The sequence below is a fragment of the Pacificibacter sp. AS14 genome, assembly GCF_038899935.1.
Lineage (GTDB): Bacteria > Pseudomonadota > Alphaproteobacteria > Rhodobacterales > Rhodobacteraceae > Celeribacter.
On sequence record NZ_JBBMQI010000019.1, the window covers coordinates 21,643 to 36,199 of the forward strand.

Sequence of the window (14,557 nt, forward strand, 5' to 3'; positions counted from 1 at the left end):
TTGAGGACCGCCAAATGATTTTCGCAAAACAAGCTAAGCTTTCCTCCGGGTGGACCACAAATGTGCGCCTGAACATCGCCGATGGTAAGATCTCGTCAGTGACAGAAAATCAGTCGCCCGCGCAGGGCGATACCGTCGTCGATACGCTGCTGCCCGCGCTCGCAAACTTGCACAGTCACAGCTTTCAACGCGCGATGTCTGGCATGACCGAGTTCCGCATGGCCGGCAAAGACAGCTTTTGGACATGGCGCGATTTGATGTATCGGTTCACTGCGCATTTGACGCCGGAACACGTTGAGGCCATCGCAGGGCTCGTGTTTTTGGAAATGCAAGAAGCGGGTTATGCCAGCGTTGGCGAGTTTCACTATCTGCACCACCAGCCCAACGGCATGCCTTATGATGATCTGGGCGAGCTATCGTCACGCATCGCAGCGGCGGCAAGCGAGACGGGCATCGGCCTGACACATCTGCCGGTTTTGTACACCTACGGTGGCGCTGGCAAAGTGCCGCTTGAAGCAGGTCAAGCGCGCTTTGGCAACTCTGTCGATCGCTTCAATGGTTTAGTGGGGCGCGCGCAAGCCGCCGTGTCGCAACTGCCCGCAGATTGCCGCGTCGGCATTGCACCGCATTCTTTGCGCGCCACATCGCCTGAGGATTTGAAAGCCGTTTTGACCGCCAGACCAAATGGCCCTGTCCATATTCACATCGCCGAGCAACCCAAAGAGGTCGCCGATGTGCAGGCTTGGTTGAACGCGCGCCCTGTGGAATGGCTTTTGGAAAACACGGATGCCAACACAGATTGGTGCCTGATCCACGCCACCCATATGACCGACGCCGAGACTGTGAATATGGCCAAATCCGGCGTGGTTGCGGGGCTGTGCCCTGTGACCGAGGCCAATCTGGGGGATGGCCCGTTCAACGGTCCGGCCTATTTGCAGTCTGGTGGCGCCTTTGGTGTTGGCTCTGATTCCAATGTTTTAATCTCGCTCACAGAAGAGTTGCGGACTTTGGAATATTCGCAGCGTCTGCGCGACATTGCACGCAATGTTATGGTTGTGGGCGAGGGCTCTGTTGGTGAGACACTTTATACCGGTGCTGCAAAAGGCGGCGCGCAGGCTTTGGGGCGTGGCGCGGGCGAGATCGCGGTGGGCGAACTGGCCGATCTTGTTGCGATTGACAGTTCCGCACCGGCTTTGTGCGCCTTGCGTCAAGATCAGCTGCTTGATGGCTTGGTCTTTGGCGCAAAAGACAACGTGGTGACAGATGTCTGGTCCGCCGGTCGCCATGCCGTCCAATCGGGACGACATGTGAAACGCGATGCGATCATCACCGCTTACCGGTCAGCGATGGCCAGCTTAATGGCGGCGCTTTGATCTAAATAACGCAGGCGTATCTCAAGCAGGGCGTCACCTGCCGCCAGCTCTAGCACCGCGTTTGTATCTGATATGAAGGCGGTATCGCTGACGCCCAAGGGTGTGCCGTTGGTTTTGGGCGCGCCCGCAAGACCATGCAGCACAAGGATGCCGTCTTTAGGCGTTTGGACCGTTTGGTTTGACGTCTTTTTATGCACGGTCACAACGCCCTCGCAAAGCTTCGGATCAAACATCAAATTCAAATCAGTGAGCGGACCGTCATTCAAAAGCGATTCAATCGCAAGCCCGCCATCAAAGATCACCGGCGTCCATAAAGATGCGTCCAATGATAGGCTTGGTGTCGTCAACGTCATGCTGCCGCCAGACACGACGGTCAAAACGCGTGTCATGCCTGAAAAGTCTGAAAACGGGCCGTTTTGTGCAACATCTGCACGGCTGATCGTCCAAGCTGGCCGCGCGCCGTGCAGGCCTTTGGCGATGTTACGGGTGATGCCGCCGCCGTTTTTCCACGGCACATCGATAAGCGCGCTGGCTGATAAAATTTGCATGGCGTTGTCCTTGTGTTTGTCAAACAGGTCGCTTGACCCAGTTCAGATTACATCTTATTTAGCATGCTAAATAATAATAAGTATGTACATAATAACCCATGGAGCCTTCCCGATGATGAGAACACGTGCCGCCGTAGCCGTAGCCGCAGGTCAACCCCTTGAAGTTATGGACGTGAATCTTGAAGGTCCGAAAGCGGGCGAGGTTCTGATCGAAATCAAGGCCACTGGTTTGTGCCACACGGATGAATTCACCCGTTCAGGCGACGACCCCGAGGGCATTTTCCCGACCATCCTTGGCCACGAGGGCGCAGGCATCGTTTTGGAAGTGGGCGAGGGCGTCACAACGCTGGAAGTCGGCGATCACGTGATCCCGCTTTACACGCCTGAATGCCGCCAATGCGAATACTGCCTGTCTGGCAAAACCAACCTGTGCCAAGCGATCCGCGTCACTCAAGGCAAAGGCCTGTTGCCTGACGGCACGACGCGCTTTTCCATGCTCGATGGCACGCCGATCTACCATTACATGGGCTGTTCGACCTTTGCGAACCACACTGTTGTGCCAGAAATCGCTTTGGCAAAAGTGCGCAAAGACGCGCCGTTTGACAAGATTTGCTACATCGGCTGCGGTGTCACCACCGGCATCGGCGCTGTGATCAACACGGCCAAGGTCGAAATCGGATCGCGCTGCGTTGTCTTCGGCTTGGGGGGCATCGGCCTGAACGTGATCCAAGGTCTGCGCATGGCAGGTGCTGATCAAATCGTTGGCGTTGACTTGAACGACGACAAAGAAGAAATGAGCCGCTATTTCGGCCTGACAGATTTCGTGAACCCAACCAAAGTCGAGGGCGATCTTGTGGCCCATCTGGTCGAGCTGACAGGCGGCGGCGCGGATTACACCTTTGACGCCACGGGCAACACCACCGTCATGCGCCAAGCGCTTGAAGCAGCCCACAAAGGCTGGGGTGAAAGCATCATCATCGGCGTGGCTGCAGCAGGCGCGGAAATTTCCACGCGTCCGTTCCAATTGGTGACAGGACGTGTGTGGCGCGGGACCGCCTTTGGCGGCGCAAAAGGTCGCACAGATGTGCCTAAAATCGTTGATTGGTACATGGGCGGCAAAATCGAAATCGACCCAATGATCACCCACAAGCTAACCTTAGATGAAATCAACCATGGGTTCGAATTGATGCATGCGGGCAAATCCATCCGCGCTGTCGTCGAGTTTTAAAACTCCAAGGGTGGGACCAAAGGAGCTTTGCCATGAAGAATGTTGTGATCATCGGGGCAGGGTTTGAAATCGCTTTTGTAGTGAATGCCGCGCGCCAGCACCGCAGGCGCGCGCTTTGGATTACTCAGCGGCAGCGGCGACAGGTTCAACGCCCAGCTTGCTGTCCATGTAGGCTAAGAAATCCCAAATTGTGCCTTCCAGATCATCTGGCGCCAACGGGCCACCTGCGAAAAAGCGCGTTTTCTGCGCTTGTTGCAAGGTTTCCAATTTTTCTTTGTCCTCGGCGTTGAACGCTTTGCACAGGTCAACGTAAGCGACAACTTCGGGGTCTGTTGGATCCGTTTTGAGACCACAAACACCCCAGCGAATTGATACTTTATCCGCACCATTAGGGCGCAGACACAGGAACAAAGTGTAGTTCGCCGCAACAGCCACAACAAAGCTGGGGAAGATGTTGAACAATACAGAATTGCGTTGTTCGTCTTCTGTCATGTCATCATGAAACGGACCGCGCGGCGGGTATTCTGGATCATAGTATGACCGATACGCTGTCCAACGATCTTCGCCAGGAACCTTGCGACACAGCTGCGTCGGGGTCATCGGTTGCAATGTTTTTGGGTGGGTCGCAAACAGGTGATACCCTTCCATGAAGTTCTCGGTCAGGTTTTTCCAGTTGGTGCCCCAGACATCTTCGGTCTTGAATAGAAGGTTCCGCAATTCATGGTGGTAGTTGTGTAAAATGCCGTCGAGCGAGGCCAGTTGTGGCGCCAATGGGTCTGCTTTGCCATCCAAATTCACAAAGATGAAGTTGTTCCAAATTTCGGTTTTGAACTGTGGAAGGCTGCATTTTTTTGCGTCAAAGGCTTTGGCCTTTCGCATCAAAGGCGCGGTTTTCAACGCGCCGTCACGTTTATACGTCCAAGCGTGGTAGGGGCACACAAAACTGCGACGATTGCCGCTGGCTTCAGCCTCGACCAAATTGCCGCGGTGACGACAGACGTTGGACAAAACGTTGATGTCACCCTCGTCGTTGCGCACGACCAAAAGTTGTTCGTCGATCAGTTCTGTCGTGTAAAAATCACCGGGTTCAGCAACCTCGCCAACATGACCAACACAGACCCATTCGTTGCTAAAAATCTGTTCTTTTTCAAGGTCCAAGAAGTCTTGGGACGTATAGAAGGGCGACGGCATGCTATAGGCCTCATCCTTTGACCGGCTTGTCAATTCTGTCAGATGCTGACGCAACCCTTGTGCGTTAAGTGGGGTATTGGCTGGCATGTCGCGCTCCAAATAAAAGTGAATCTGTGATCACAGATGTAGGGAACTTGAGCGCAATAAGCAAAAGAAAATATACCTATCACGTTTCCAGCGAACGTCTTTTCGACGTGCCGCTAAAGGCCAGTTGAGGCTTGCTAATATTTTAGGCGTTGGAAAAAAGTGCGCGCAAATTGTGGGGGGTCAGGCCCGCTGACGGTACAGATCAACGCCCCAAAAGGCGTCCTCTTCGATCAGCTTGCGTGCTGTTTTGGAATCAGCCTGTCTTAGGGCGTCGATGATCAGATCATGTTCGCCAAGCCAATTGTCTGCGTCCACAAGGTTCATGATACCATGGGCCAACCAAGGCCCTGTTTGGACATAAAGACGATCAATGCTAAGCGCGAGCGCGCCGTTGTCACCGCTTTGATAGATGGTGCTGTGAAATTCATAATTGGCCAGCAACAATCCAGATACATCGCGCCTGTTCAAACAGATGCGGGTTTTTTTAACGGCAGATTCCAGCGTAGATAGCTTGCGTTTTGTCATCCGCTGCGCCGCCAGTTCGACCGCGGCCCCTTCCAGAACACCACGCACAAAAAACAGGTTTGACGCCTCTTTTGCGGTCAAGTCGGGCACGCGATACGCTTTGCGGGCGGCGGATTTTAACGCGCCTTCGGACGCCAATTGTCGCAAGGCTTCGCGCACGGGCATGGTCGAGACGCCGTAAAGTTCGGCAAGCTGGCGCACGGACACCGCCTCAGCCGGTTTGAGCTGCCCCGTGATCAATTTGATCCGCAGGTCGCCATAGACCGTCGCGTTCATGGTCTCAGGATCAATCGTGGGCGTCGGCATATTTGTATTTACTCCGTGTTCTCGCACTCAACCGTAACCCTAATGCACTAGTATTTGTAGCCCTCTAGATTAATCAAATAATTTTACATAATATTGATTATAGGTAAATTAACCAGCCAACTCCTGAAGAGGCATACACCTTTAAACCGTAACGCTGCTCCACAGCGCGCTCACAGGTAAAGCAAAATTACCATTGCCAAATGAGAGTTTCTCGCGGCCAAAATAGAATACGATGCCTATGCACGCCCTGCCCCTACCAGGCCCATCGTGCGCAAACCATTTCAGGTGTTTGAAATCGTCGTGACTGACTGAAGCGGACGCCTTCACTTCGACCATGACCAGATGGTTTCCGCCATCGATCAAAATATCGATTTCACGCTGATCTGGGCTGCGCCAGTGATAAAGTCTATAGTCCTCGTTTTGCAGCGGCAAAGATCGTTGCAGTTCACCGGCAACAAAACTCTCAAGTAACCCGCCCAAAGCCTGCGGCGTGTGATCGACCTCAAAGCTCGTGTTGGTAAAACGCCGCAACGCACAGGCTATCCCTGAATCAACAAAGTGATATTTCGGATTTTTGATCTCACGCCGCGCTTCGCCGGAGGTCCATGCTCCAAGCTTGGTCAACATCGAAAGCCGAACCAGAATATCAATGTATTGGTCAACTGTAATGCGCTGCAGCTTCGTCAGTTTTGCCAATTGCGAAGTGTTAATTTCTTGACCTGAGCGCGCGGCCATTTGGTCGATGAGCACGCGCAGCGCATCCGGTTTTCGCACTGGCGTCAGATCTGCCACATCCCGCTCAACCACCGCATCGATATAATCACGATACCCGCGCTGGCGCGCGCGTAAAGGCAAGCTTCTGGTTTCGGGAAATCCACCTGCCAAAATGAGATCTATGTAGTCGTTTCGCAAAAGTGGTTCAGGTTCGGAAATCTGCCCAAGATTTGGCGCTGTTTGCATTGCCCAATCAATCAAACGGTTCGCAGGCGCAGACTTAATTTCAGCGACCGACAAAGGCCAAAGCTTGAGCGTACGCATTCGGCCGGCAAGCGAATCCGCGACATCCGTGGTTGTGAAGACATTAGACGAGCCCGTCAAAACGAACTGCCCTTTGCGCCGACTGGCATCGACCGTGCGCTTAATTGCCAGTGCAAGGGTTTTTGACCTTTGCGCCTCGTCAATAATGAGCGGAGCGTCGCCAAGGTCTTGCATCAGACTTGCAAGCTGACCTTCGGGATCAGCCTCAATCGCAGACAAAACTGCTGCGTCATCCAGTGTAATGAAGCGACCATGCTCAAATAAATCTCTAACCAGCGTGGTCTTTCCGACTTGCCTAGGGCCGACCAAGTTCACAATCCGCGCAGATGCGACAGCTTCATTTAACTCAGTCATAAGATGACGAGATAGATACTCTTCAGTCTCAATCATCCGTCAGGTGCTCCCAAAAATATGTCTCACGTATTGATCACTGGATATCACACCATTTGATCATTAGAAAGTCCGTAAATTGTATATTTAATCTGGACCCTTCCAGCTGTTCAGGTCGCTTGGATCGGGGCAAGCGGTTCGACGCGCCGTTGCTATACCATCAACATGGTTGTTTGGCAGCAGCGCTCAAGGCTGCATCAGAACCGATTTAGACGGGTAGTCCGACGCCCATGTGGACGCGAGCGGCGCGACAAAGACGTTTTCGGTTCTGTTCTGGGTAAAACGCCAAACACCGTCTTCGCATATGCGGAATTTATTAAAAAGGCGCGACGAGCGCAGCAGGGCTTTGCCGTCAGAGAACAACCAAGGCTGCATATGCACCCAATTGCCTTCGGCGGTTTGGGCATCGGGCGCGACGCGGATTTGTTCTGATGTCAGGTAGTGGCAGTTCAAGATCAGCGCAGGATTCACTTTTGCGCCCCAGAAGTTTTCAAAATGCGCTTTGATGGCGTCCCAGCCCTCGGCACGTCCAAATTGCCCATCATAATATTCGCCAACACCCTCCCATGTGGCCTCTGGGGCGTAGAGCTCCATGATCCGGTCAATACGGTCCGCGTCATCATTGGAGCCAAATTCAGGGTTTGGCGTGTCACATAAGAACATGTAGCGCGCCTGCAAACGGCGGATATCTGCTTCGGCTTCCAATTGGCCGAGGCGGGATTCTAGGGCGGCAATACGGTCTGTGGTCATGAGCGCGTCTTTCTTATGCTGGATTATTAATCGTCTTGCCTTAGTCATGCGCAATCTCAAAAAGTATTTCAATATTCACATGAAAATTATTGACGCCATGCGCAATTACAGTAATTCTACCGTAAATAGCGCCTAAAAAACGAACAGAACAACGGGAACAATATGACTGTAACCAGACAGGATATAGGCGCTTTGGCGCACACTCTAGACATGGATCTAGGCAGGAGCAAAGCGGGCCTAAGTGTGGTGATCAAGGACTGTATCGACATCAAAGATATGGTGACGGCCTGTGGTTCTGCCGCGCTGAAAGACGCCGCCCCTGCGACACAAAATGCCGTGGTGGTTGAAAGCGTTCTATCTAAAAACTGCAAGATCATCGGCAAAGCCAATATGCATGAGCTGGCCTATGGGGTCACGGGAGTAAACGCCGCTTTTGGCACGCCCCTAAACCCGCGCTGGCCGGACCGCATCCCGGGTGGCTCCTCCTCTGGCTCGGCAGTTGCTGTCGCCGCAGAGATTTGTGATTTTGCCGTGGGCACAGATACCGGCGGCTCTGTGCGCCAACCTGCAATCTGCTGTGGCGTCTACGGGATCAAGCCCAGCTTTGGCCGCGTGAGCCGCAAAGGCTGCCACCCAAAGGACAGTTCGCTCGATTGCGTCGGGGTTTTCGCCCGCACAGCACAAATGCTTACCCAAGGTATGGCGGCGATTGATCCGACATTTACGCCGACGGTTTTGACCACGCAGCCGCGCCTTGCACGGATTAAATGCGATACAGATCAATCTGTTGGCGACCCTTTGATATTTGCTTTGATGGAAATTCTGCCGGATGCGTGCTCTCTGGAATTGCCCTATATGGAGGCGGCCTTTGACGCTGGCATGACCGTGATCGGTGTGGAAGCCGCCGCAGCTTACGGCCCGCTGGTGGATGCCAATGCACCCTTGGGTGCGGACATTCTGCAACGCTTGATCAAGGCGCGTAACATCACCCCAGAACAGCTGAGCGCCGCTGAAGACATGCGCGATATTTTCACCCAAGAGGTGGACGCAGCGCTGTCCACTTATGACGCGCTGATCACCCCCGCTTTGCCCATGATCCCGCCCACGCTGGAGGCCGCAAAAGACCCCGCAGCGGTTTTGCCGCTGACCAAGTTTTTACGGCCATTTAATCTCAGCGGACATCCGGCGATCGTTTTGCCGATCACCGTTGGACCAGATCACTTGCCTGCGGGCATCCAAATTATTGGCCGCAAAGGCGAGGACGCACAGCTTTGCGCCGTCGCTGAATGGATGGCCTCGACATTGCCTGCATTCCAACAGGAGGACATATAAATGAACACTCTTTCCGCGCTGACGGATCAACCGCTGAACGCCCAAAAGGTGTTGGACAGCATTCAAGCCCGCGCTGGTGAATTTCAACAGTTGCGGCATATTCCTCGGGACGTTGTGGACCAGTTCAAAGGCATGGGCGTCTACCGCGCTTTTGTGCCCGCACGGTTTGGCGGCGACGAGAAAAGCCCTGCAGATTTTTGCCGCATGATCGAAGACATCTCAGCCGCGGATGCCTCTGCCGGTTGGGTCGCAAGCTTTGGCGTGTCCGCGACGTATTTGAGCACCCTGCCCCCCGAGACCTATGCCGAAATTTTTGGCAAGAACCCCGACACAGTCTTTGCGGGCGCTATGTTCCCGCCCCAGCCTGCAAAAACGGTCGCGGGCGGTTACGAGGTGACGGGCCAATGGCCTTGGGGCTCTGGCATTATGGGCGCGGATTTAGCGGGCGCGGGAATCAAGGTCGAGGATCAACAGACCAAACTGCCACTGATCGCGATCATGCCAGCGGCAAAGATCGAGGTGGTGGACACGTGGAAAACCCTTGGTCTACGCGCCACGGGGTCGCACGACATCAAAGCGAATGGTGTTTTTGTGCCCCGCGAATGGACTTTCGTGCGTGGGTCCAAACCCACCATGGATGACAAAATCTTCCGCTATCCATCAATGGCGCTGGCCTCGCAGGTTCTGGCAGTCGTGGCCTTGGGGGCGGCGCGGGCGGCGTTGGATTTCATCCACGACAGCGGATCACGCCAATCTGTAACAGGCGCACCAAAACCCGGCGCGCGGCCCTATTTGCAAAGCGAATATGCCAAAGCGCGAGGCCTGTATTTGGGCGCACGCGCGCTGTTTTACGACACGCTGGAAGACGCCTACGCAGAGCTTGAACACGGCGAGACGGTCAGCCGCGACACGCATATTCGTTTGCGTCTTGTGGCCTCAAAGGCTGCAAAAGACGGCGCAGAGGCCGCACGGATGGCCTTTGCCCTTGGCGGATCAGCCGTCATTAATGAGGGCCACCCGCTTGGCCGCTACATGTTGGACGCCGCTGGAGTGGCCCAACACGCTTTTTTGAGCGAAGGCACATGGACAGGCGCAGGTGCTGCCATGTTCGACGAACCCACAATGCCCGGATACCCATAGGAGACGTAACATGACTGAGAAAACACCTTTGCGCACCTTGTTGTGCTTTAACAATCACCCCACCTTTTTCAGCCTGCCGTTTGATCAGATCGGCCCTGTTTGGAAAGCCACCCAAGCGCTGATGATGGGCATCGACCAGATGGAAGGTGTGCAGATTGTTGGCACTTTTGACGACGACCAGACTATGGTGGGCGCCACTCAAGGCTTTCCATACACATGGTATATTCTTGCGGATTTCCCTGATCGCGAAGCTGTTCAGGCGGCCTGTAATCTCTTGCGCACCATTGTTGTGGGCGAAGGCAATGATCGCCTGTGGAAATACATGACCGTTGAAGCCCGTATGGGGCGCGCGCTCGAAATTCCCACCGAAATTCTGTAAACCACGGGAGCTGACACATGTCTCTTGATATGCCAAAATTCAGCGATCTGGATGCGCTCTACGATGTAGGAAACGCCAAGGTCGCCACCGAAATGTACGAAGACCCCGAGCTGTTCAAAGAAGAGATGGACCGGATTTTCAAAAAAACTTGGGTCTGGGTTGCGCATGAAAGTGAGTTTGCCGACAAAGGCTCTTTCAAGCTGTCCAATGTGGGTCTTGATCCGGTGATCGTGGTGCGTGACCGCAAGGGTAAAATCCACTGCATGGTCAACCGCTGTCGTCACCGTGCAGCAACCGTTTGCGAAGTGAAAAAGGGCAAAACGGCGTCGTTCCAATGCCCCTATCACGGCTGGGGCTATGGGCTTGATGGTGCCTTGCGGGCTGTACCTTACCCCGAACAATATGGCGATGATTTCGACAAATCACAGCACGGTTTGCTGAAACTGCGCACAGAATCCTTTGAAGGCATGGTCTTTGCCACCTTCAATGAAGACGCCGAACCGCTTGTCGATTTCCTTGGGCCAGAAGTGTGCCGCTACATGACTTTGTTCATGAAGCAAGGTGGCGGCTTCCCTGTTAAAGTGCTGGGCGAACATCAGTTTTCTGTGCCGATGAACTGGAAAGTGCAGTTGGAAAACACCACCGACGCCTACCATTTCCCAGTCGTGCATAAATCCTTCATGCAAACGCTGGACGAGACAACCGAAGACCTGTTTGCTTTCATGGAAAAGAACGAAGGCTGGGTCGAAGACTTGGGCAACGGGCATTCGATCATGATGATGATGCCCACGCGCGAGGATTTGGACGACCGCTTGGACGACCCTATAGAGCCGCGCTTTGAATGGCTCGCAGAAGAGATTCGCAAAGAGGGCTACTCTGAGGAGCAGGTCAAAAAGATCGTGCTTGCCGTTGGCGGGCCAGGCTTCAACATGAACCTGTTTCCGAATGTGTCTTTCTCGTTGTCGTTCTTCCGCGTCCTGACCCCGATCAGCGTCGACAAAACTGACATTCGCCACATGGCGCTTGGTATGGATGGCGGGCCTGAAATTGCCAACCAAACCCGTCTGCGCTTGCATGAACATTTTCAAGGGCCGATGGGCTTTGGCTCGCCCGATGACGCCGAGGTCTGGGAACGGGTGCAACGTGGCACACAAGGCGGCGAAGATCTGCCCATTCTTGTCAATCGCGGCATGGTCGACGAAGAACCCGGCACCATGGGCCCGCGCGGTCATATCAGCGCCGAAACCGGCATGCGCGCCGCCTATAAAATGTGGAAACGTATGATGGTCGAGGAGGCTTGAACCATGACTGAGATGAGCAAAATCGACACGAAAGCGTTGTTGGCGGATGTCACTGAATTCCTGTGGCAAGAAGCCGATATGCTTGACGCAAAAAACTATGGTGCCTGGCTGGATCTTTGGACGCAAGACGGCATTTACATTCTGCCCATGGGAGACGGCGAGGATTACAAAAACCAACTGAACCTTTGCTACGATGACGACAAAATGCGCCGCATGCGCGTGGATCGTTTCAATCGCGGCTTTTCCATTTCGTCTGCCCCCGCTGCCGACACAGTGCGTACGGTCAGCCGAATCGTGATTGAAAGCGCCGAGAATGATACCATCAAAGTGCGCGTCGCCGAGCATTTGATCGAGAATAAATTCGGTCGGCAACGCGTTTGGGCCGCGAACCTGTTTTACACGTTGAGAAAGACCGAAGACGGCTTCAAACTGGATCGCAAGATCGCAAAACTTCTTAACTCTGATGGGATGCTGAATTCATTCAGCTATTTGTTCTGATGGCCACACCTCTTCCAGAAAAAATCCAAACAGCCGTGGTGACAGGCGGCGCGCGCGGCTTTGGCGCCGAAGTCTGCCGTGCGCTGCACAAAGACGGGTTTCGCGTCATCATCACCGATGTGGACCCGGGCACTGACGCCGCCGCTTTGGTGTCAGAACTTGACCTGTCGGGCGACACCGCGATGACCGCGACCCTTGATGTGTCCAAGCCCGACGATTGGCAGCGCGTGCTGGATGAATGCGTGTTGCGCTATGGCTCTGTCGAAGTGCTGGTCAACAACGCGGCGCGCACCAAAGCCGAACCGGTGATGGATATCGATCCGGCCGTGTTCAACGACATCATGGCCGTCAACGCGGGCGGTACCTTTACCGGCTGCCAGACGTTCGGGCGACATTTCAAAGAGCGCAAATATGGCCGCATCATCAATATGGCGTCACTTGCGGGGCAAAATGGTGGAACGGCTACGGGCGCGCATTACGCGGCCTCAAAAGGCGCGATCCTGACACTGACCAAAATCTTTGCCCGCGATCTGGCACCGTTCAACATCACCTGCAACGCCATTGCCCCCGGCCCCATGGACACGCCCATGGTACGCGCAGTTTTGGGCGACAATATCGACAAGGCCATCGCCAATATTCCCGTCGGGCAATTGGGCAACCCCGTGGTCGTGGCCGAATTGGTGGCGATGCTCGCCGCTCCTCGGTCTGCTTTCGTCAATGGCGCCTGTTGGGACGTCAATGGCGGGCTTTTCATGCGCTAAGGGTTCATAAAATGACACAAGCACAAACATACACAGTGACAGCCCGCCATGATGATCGTGGTGACATCGCGCGCATTCGGTTTGCCCCAAAAGATGGCGGGCCTGTTGTGCCCTTCACAGCCGGCGCACATCTTGATATTTACCTTCCAGATTTGGATCTGTGGCGGCAGTACTCTTTGTGCTCTGATCCGGCGGCAACCACGTTTTACGAGATCGGTGTTCTGAAAGATCAGGCGTCGCGCGGCGGATCTGTTGCGGTGCATAAACGTGCAATCGAAGGCGTTGATTTCAAAATCGAAGGCCCGCGCAACCACTTTCCGCTGAACGAGCAAGCCGAACTTTCCGTGCTTTTGGGCGGCGGCATTGGGGTTACGCCGATGATCGCCATGGCCAAGCGTCTGCAAGCTTTGGGCAAAGACTTTGTTATGCATTATTGCACGCGCTCTGAGCAGGGCACAGCCTTCTTGGATGAACTGAAAGCTGCTGATTTTGCAGATAAAATCATCTTTCACTTTGATGATCGCGATGATGCACAACGTCTTGATCTGACACGTGATTTGCCTGATGCGACTGAAGGCACCCACCTTTATGTCTGCGGCCCGCAGGGGTTTATGGACTGGGTGATTTCCACGGCTGAGGGCGCGGGTCATGCCACTGAAAACGTCCACCGTGAATATTTCTCGGCAGATGTCGACCTGAGCGGTGATAGTTTTGAAGTTGAATGCGCCGAAAGTGGTGTCACAGTGACCGTGGGTGCAGATGACACCATCGCCAAGGCGCTGGCAGCGCAAGGCATCAAGATCGAAGTGAAATGCGAAGAAGGCGTTTGCGGCACCTGTATGACTGATGTGATCAGCGGCGATATTGACCACCGCGACCAGTTTCTCACGGATGAGGAACGCGAAGATGGCGATGTGATTATGGCCTGCTGTTCGCGCGGCAAAGGCAAATTGGTTTTGGACCTTTAGGGAGCGATGACGATGGAATTGACGCAATCTCAACGCGATTTTCGCGACGGCATGAGCCGTATGGGTGCGGCCGTGAACTTGATCACCTCGGACGGGGTGGCGGGCAAACACGGGCTCGTGGCCTCTGCTGTGTGTTCGGTGACCGATGCGCCGCCCACGCTGTTGGTTTGCGTCAATCGCGCGGCTTTCGTGCATGATAAGTTTTTGCAAAACGGCACGGTCTGCGTCAATGTTCTGGCCGCGCATCACCAAGATCTGTCAAATATTTTTGCCCGTTTTGTCCCAGGCGTGGATCGGTTTTCTCATGGCGATTGGTTCACGATGGACACAGGCGCGCCGGTGTTGCGTGACGCCAATGTCGCTTTCGATTGCCGGATCGGATCTGTGTTGAAACAAGGGTCGCATTCGGTGATGTTTTGCGAAATCGAAAACGTACATTTGCCGGCAAAAACGGATCGCGGTTTGGTCTATTTTAGTCGTGATTTTCACCACTTAGAGACGGGTGAGACGCCAGCCTCCACCCCAGACCCGACGCAAAAGGGGTAAGCATTCAGATAAGAGATTCGCCACGCTGTCAGATTGTGCATCAAGATCAGGCAAGGCCCAGTCACACTGCTTGTTTTTTGACCATCCACACTGGAATGCACAGTTATTTGGGTTAAGCCTCTCACAGGGTCGAAGTTTTCTTGATCCAACCCAAATTAAAGCGGTATTTTTACTGTAATAAGGCGAAGGAGACCAA

At 54.2% G+C, this 14,557-nt stretch carries 15 protein-coding genes; 10 read left to right on the forward strand and 5 right to left on the reverse strand.

Features of this window, described 5'->3' with window-relative positions; genetic code table 11:
- Positions 1 to 14 precede the first annotated feature (14 nt).
- Positions 15 to 1,373: a formimidoylglutamate deiminase gene (locus tag WNY38_RS15145; protein WP_342858199.1), complete on the forward strand. Its 1,359-nt coding sequence runs from the start codon at positions 15 to 17 to the stop codon at positions 1,371 to 1,373.
- On the opposite strand, the gene WNY38_RS15150 is transcribed toward WNY38_RS15145, so the two are convergent.
- Positions 1,334 to 1,921, reverse strand: a complete 588-nt coding sequence (locus tag WNY38_RS15150; protein ID WP_342858200.1) for a HutD family protein — start codon at positions 1,919 to 1,921, stop codon at positions 1,334 to 1,336. The genes WNY38_RS15145 and WNY38_RS15150 overlap by 40 nt on opposite strands.
- A 115-nt stretch (positions 1,922 to 2,036) precedes the next feature.
- Here WNY38_RS15150 and WNY38_RS15155 point away from each other — a divergent pair, with 115 nt between their 5' ends.
- Positions 2,037 to 3,149 carry an S-(hydroxymethyl)glutathione dehydrogenase/class III alcohol dehydrogenase gene (locus tag WNY38_RS15155; RefSeq protein ID WP_342858252.1) on the forward strand — a complete coding sequence of 371 codons (1,113 nt, stop codon included), beginning with the start codon at positions 2,037 to 2,039 and terminating at the stop codon, positions 3,147 to 3,149.
- Positions 3,150 to 3,269: 120 nt separating this feature from the next.
- Here the strand turns inward: WNY38_RS15155 and WNY38_RS15160 are convergent, their stop codons facing one another.
- The 4 genes from WNY38_RS15160 to WNY38_RS15175 form a co-directional block, all read right to left on the reverse strand.
- Entirely contained in the window at positions 3,270 to 4,427 is a 1,158-nt protein-coding gene (locus tag WNY38_RS15160; protein WP_342858201.1) for an aromatic ring-hydroxylating dioxygenase subunit alpha, read from the reverse strand.
- 180 nt (positions 4,428 to 4,607) lie between these two features.
- Complete coding sequence (locus WNY38_RS15165; RefSeq protein WP_342858202.1) at positions 4,608 to 5,258, reverse strand: GntR family transcriptional regulator; 651 nt, start codon at positions 5,256 to 5,258, stop codon at positions 4,608 to 4,610.
- Positions 5,259 to 5,399: 141 nt separating this feature from the next.
- Positions 5,400 to 6,686 carry an ATP-binding protein gene (locus WNY38_RS15170; RefSeq protein WP_342858203.1) on the reverse strand — a complete coding sequence of 429 codons (1,287 nt, stop codon included), beginning with the start codon at positions 6,684 to 6,686 and terminating at the stop codon, positions 5,400 to 5,402.
- A 186-nt stretch (positions 6,687 to 6,872) separates the two neighbouring features.
- A complete protein-coding gene (locus WNY38_RS15175; RefSeq protein WP_342858204.1) occupies positions 6,873 to 7,436 on the reverse strand; it encodes a nuclear transport factor 2 family protein in 564 nt (187 codons plus the stop codon).
- Between the two features lie 162 nt (positions 7,437 to 7,598).
- Between WNY38_RS15175 and WNY38_RS15180 the strand changes: the two genes are divergently transcribed.
- The 8 genes from WNY38_RS15180 to WNY38_RS15215 are packed head-to-tail and all read left to right on the forward strand — an operon-like array spanning position 7,599 to position 14,361.
- Positions 7,599 to 8,768 carry an amidase gene (locus WNY38_RS15180; RefSeq protein WP_342858205.1) on the forward strand — a complete coding sequence of 390 codons (1,170 nt, stop codon included), beginning with the start codon at positions 7,599 to 7,601 and terminating at the stop codon, positions 8,766 to 8,768.
- Positions 8,769 to 9,908 (forward strand): acyl-CoA dehydrogenase family protein, encoded by a 1,140-nt coding sequence (locus WNY38_RS15185; RefSeq protein ID WP_342858206.1) that lies wholly within the window; start codon positions 8,769 to 8,771, stop codon positions 9,906 to 9,908. It abuts the gene before it with no gap.
- Positions 9,909 to 9,918: 10 nt separating this feature from the next.
- On the forward strand, positions 9,919 to 10,287 hold the full coding sequence (locus tag WNY38_RS15190; protein ID WP_342858207.1) for a hypothetical protein: 369 nt from the start codon (positions 9,919 to 9,921) through the stop codon (positions 10,285 to 10,287).
- A gap of 17 nt (positions 10,288 to 10,304) precedes the next feature.
- Complete coding sequence (locus tag WNY38_RS15195; RefSeq protein WP_342858208.1) at positions 10,305 to 11,588, forward strand: aromatic ring-hydroxylating dioxygenase subunit alpha; 1,284 nt, start codon at positions 10,305 to 10,307, stop codon at positions 11,586 to 11,588.
- Between the two features lie 3 nt (positions 11,589 to 11,591).
- Positions 11,592 to 12,086: an aromatic-ring-hydroxylating dioxygenase subunit beta gene (locus WNY38_RS15200; protein ID WP_342858209.1), complete on the forward strand. Its 495-nt coding sequence runs from the start codon at positions 11,592 to 11,594 to the stop codon at positions 12,084 to 12,086.
- Complete coding sequence (locus WNY38_RS15205; RefSeq protein WP_342858210.1) at positions 12,086 to 12,847, forward strand: SDR family oxidoreductase; 762 nt, start codon at positions 12,086 to 12,088, stop codon at positions 12,845 to 12,847. The genes WNY38_RS15200 and WNY38_RS15205 overlap by 1 nt, the downstream gene beginning before the upstream one ends.
- An 11-nt stretch (positions 12,848 to 12,858) precedes the next feature.
- The gene (locus WNY38_RS15210; protein ID WP_342858211.1) at positions 12,859 to 13,815 is read left to right on the forward strand and encodes a PDR/VanB family oxidoreductase; all 957 of its coding nucleotides are present in this window, start codon (positions 12,859 to 12,861) and stop codon (positions 13,813 to 13,815) included.
- Between the two features lie 12 nt (positions 13,816 to 13,827).
- Positions 13,828 to 14,361 (forward strand): flavin reductase, encoded by a 534-nt coding sequence (locus WNY38_RS15215; RefSeq protein ID WP_342858212.1) that lies wholly within the window; start codon positions 13,828 to 13,830, stop codon positions 14,359 to 14,361.
- Positions 14,362 to 14,557 lie beyond the last annotated feature (196 nt).

Coding starts and splice junctions, on each gene's coding strand:
- WNY38_RS15190 (WP_342858207.1), top strand. CDS start 9,919: ATGACTGAGAAAACACCTTTGCGCACCTTGTTGTGCTTTAACAATCAC.
- WNY38_RS15185 (WP_342858206.1), top strand. CDS start 8,769: ATGAACACTCTTTCCGCGCTGACGGATCAACCGCTGAACGCCCAAAAG.
- WNY38_RS15160 (WP_342858201.1), bottom strand. CDS start 4,427: ATGCCAGCCAATACCCCACTTAACGCACAAGGGTTGCGTCAGCATCTG.
- WNY38_RS15215 (WP_342858212.1), top strand. CDS start 13,828: ATGGAATTGACGCAATCTCAACGCGATTTTCGCGACGGCATGAGCCGT.
- WNY38_RS15210 (WP_342858211.1), top strand. CDS start 12,859: ATGACACAAGCACAAACATACACAGTGACAGCCCGCCATGATGATCGT.
- WNY38_RS15150 (WP_342858200.1), bottom strand. CDS start 1,921: ATGCAAATTTTATCAGCCAGCGCGCTTATCGATGTGCCGTGGAAAAAC.
- WNY38_RS15170 (WP_342858203.1), bottom strand. CDS start 6,686: ATGATTGAGACTGAAGAGTATCTATCTCGTCATCTTATGACTGAGTTA.
- WNY38_RS15165 (WP_342858202.1), bottom strand. CDS start 5,258: ATGCCGACGCCCACGATTGATCCTGAGACCATGAACGCGACGGTCTAT.
- WNY38_RS15195 (WP_342858208.1), top strand. CDS start 10,305: ATGTCTCTTGATATGCCAAAATTCAGCGATCTGGATGCGCTCTACGAT.
- WNY38_RS15180 (WP_342858205.1), top strand. CDS start 7,599: ATGACTGTAACCAGACAGGATATAGGCGCTTTGGCGCACACTCTAGAC.
- WNY38_RS15155 (WP_342858252.1), top strand. CDS start 2,037: ATGAGAACACGTGCCGCCGTAGCCGTAGCCGCAGGTCAACCCCTTGAA.
- WNY38_RS15200 (WP_342858209.1), top strand. CDS start 11,592: ATGACTGAGATGAGCAAAATCGACACGAAAGCGTTGTTGGCGGATGTC.
- WNY38_RS15175 (WP_342858204.1), bottom strand. CDS start 7,436: ATGACCACAGACCGTATTGCCGCCCTAGAATCCCGCCTCGGCCAATTG.
- WNY38_RS15145 (WP_342858199.1), top strand. CDS start 15: ATGATTTTCGCAAAACAAGCTAAGCTTTCCTCCGGGTGGACCACAAAT.
- WNY38_RS15205 (WP_342858210.1), top strand. CDS start 12,086: ATGGCCACACCTCTTCCAGAAAAAATCCAAACAGCCGTGGTGACAGGC.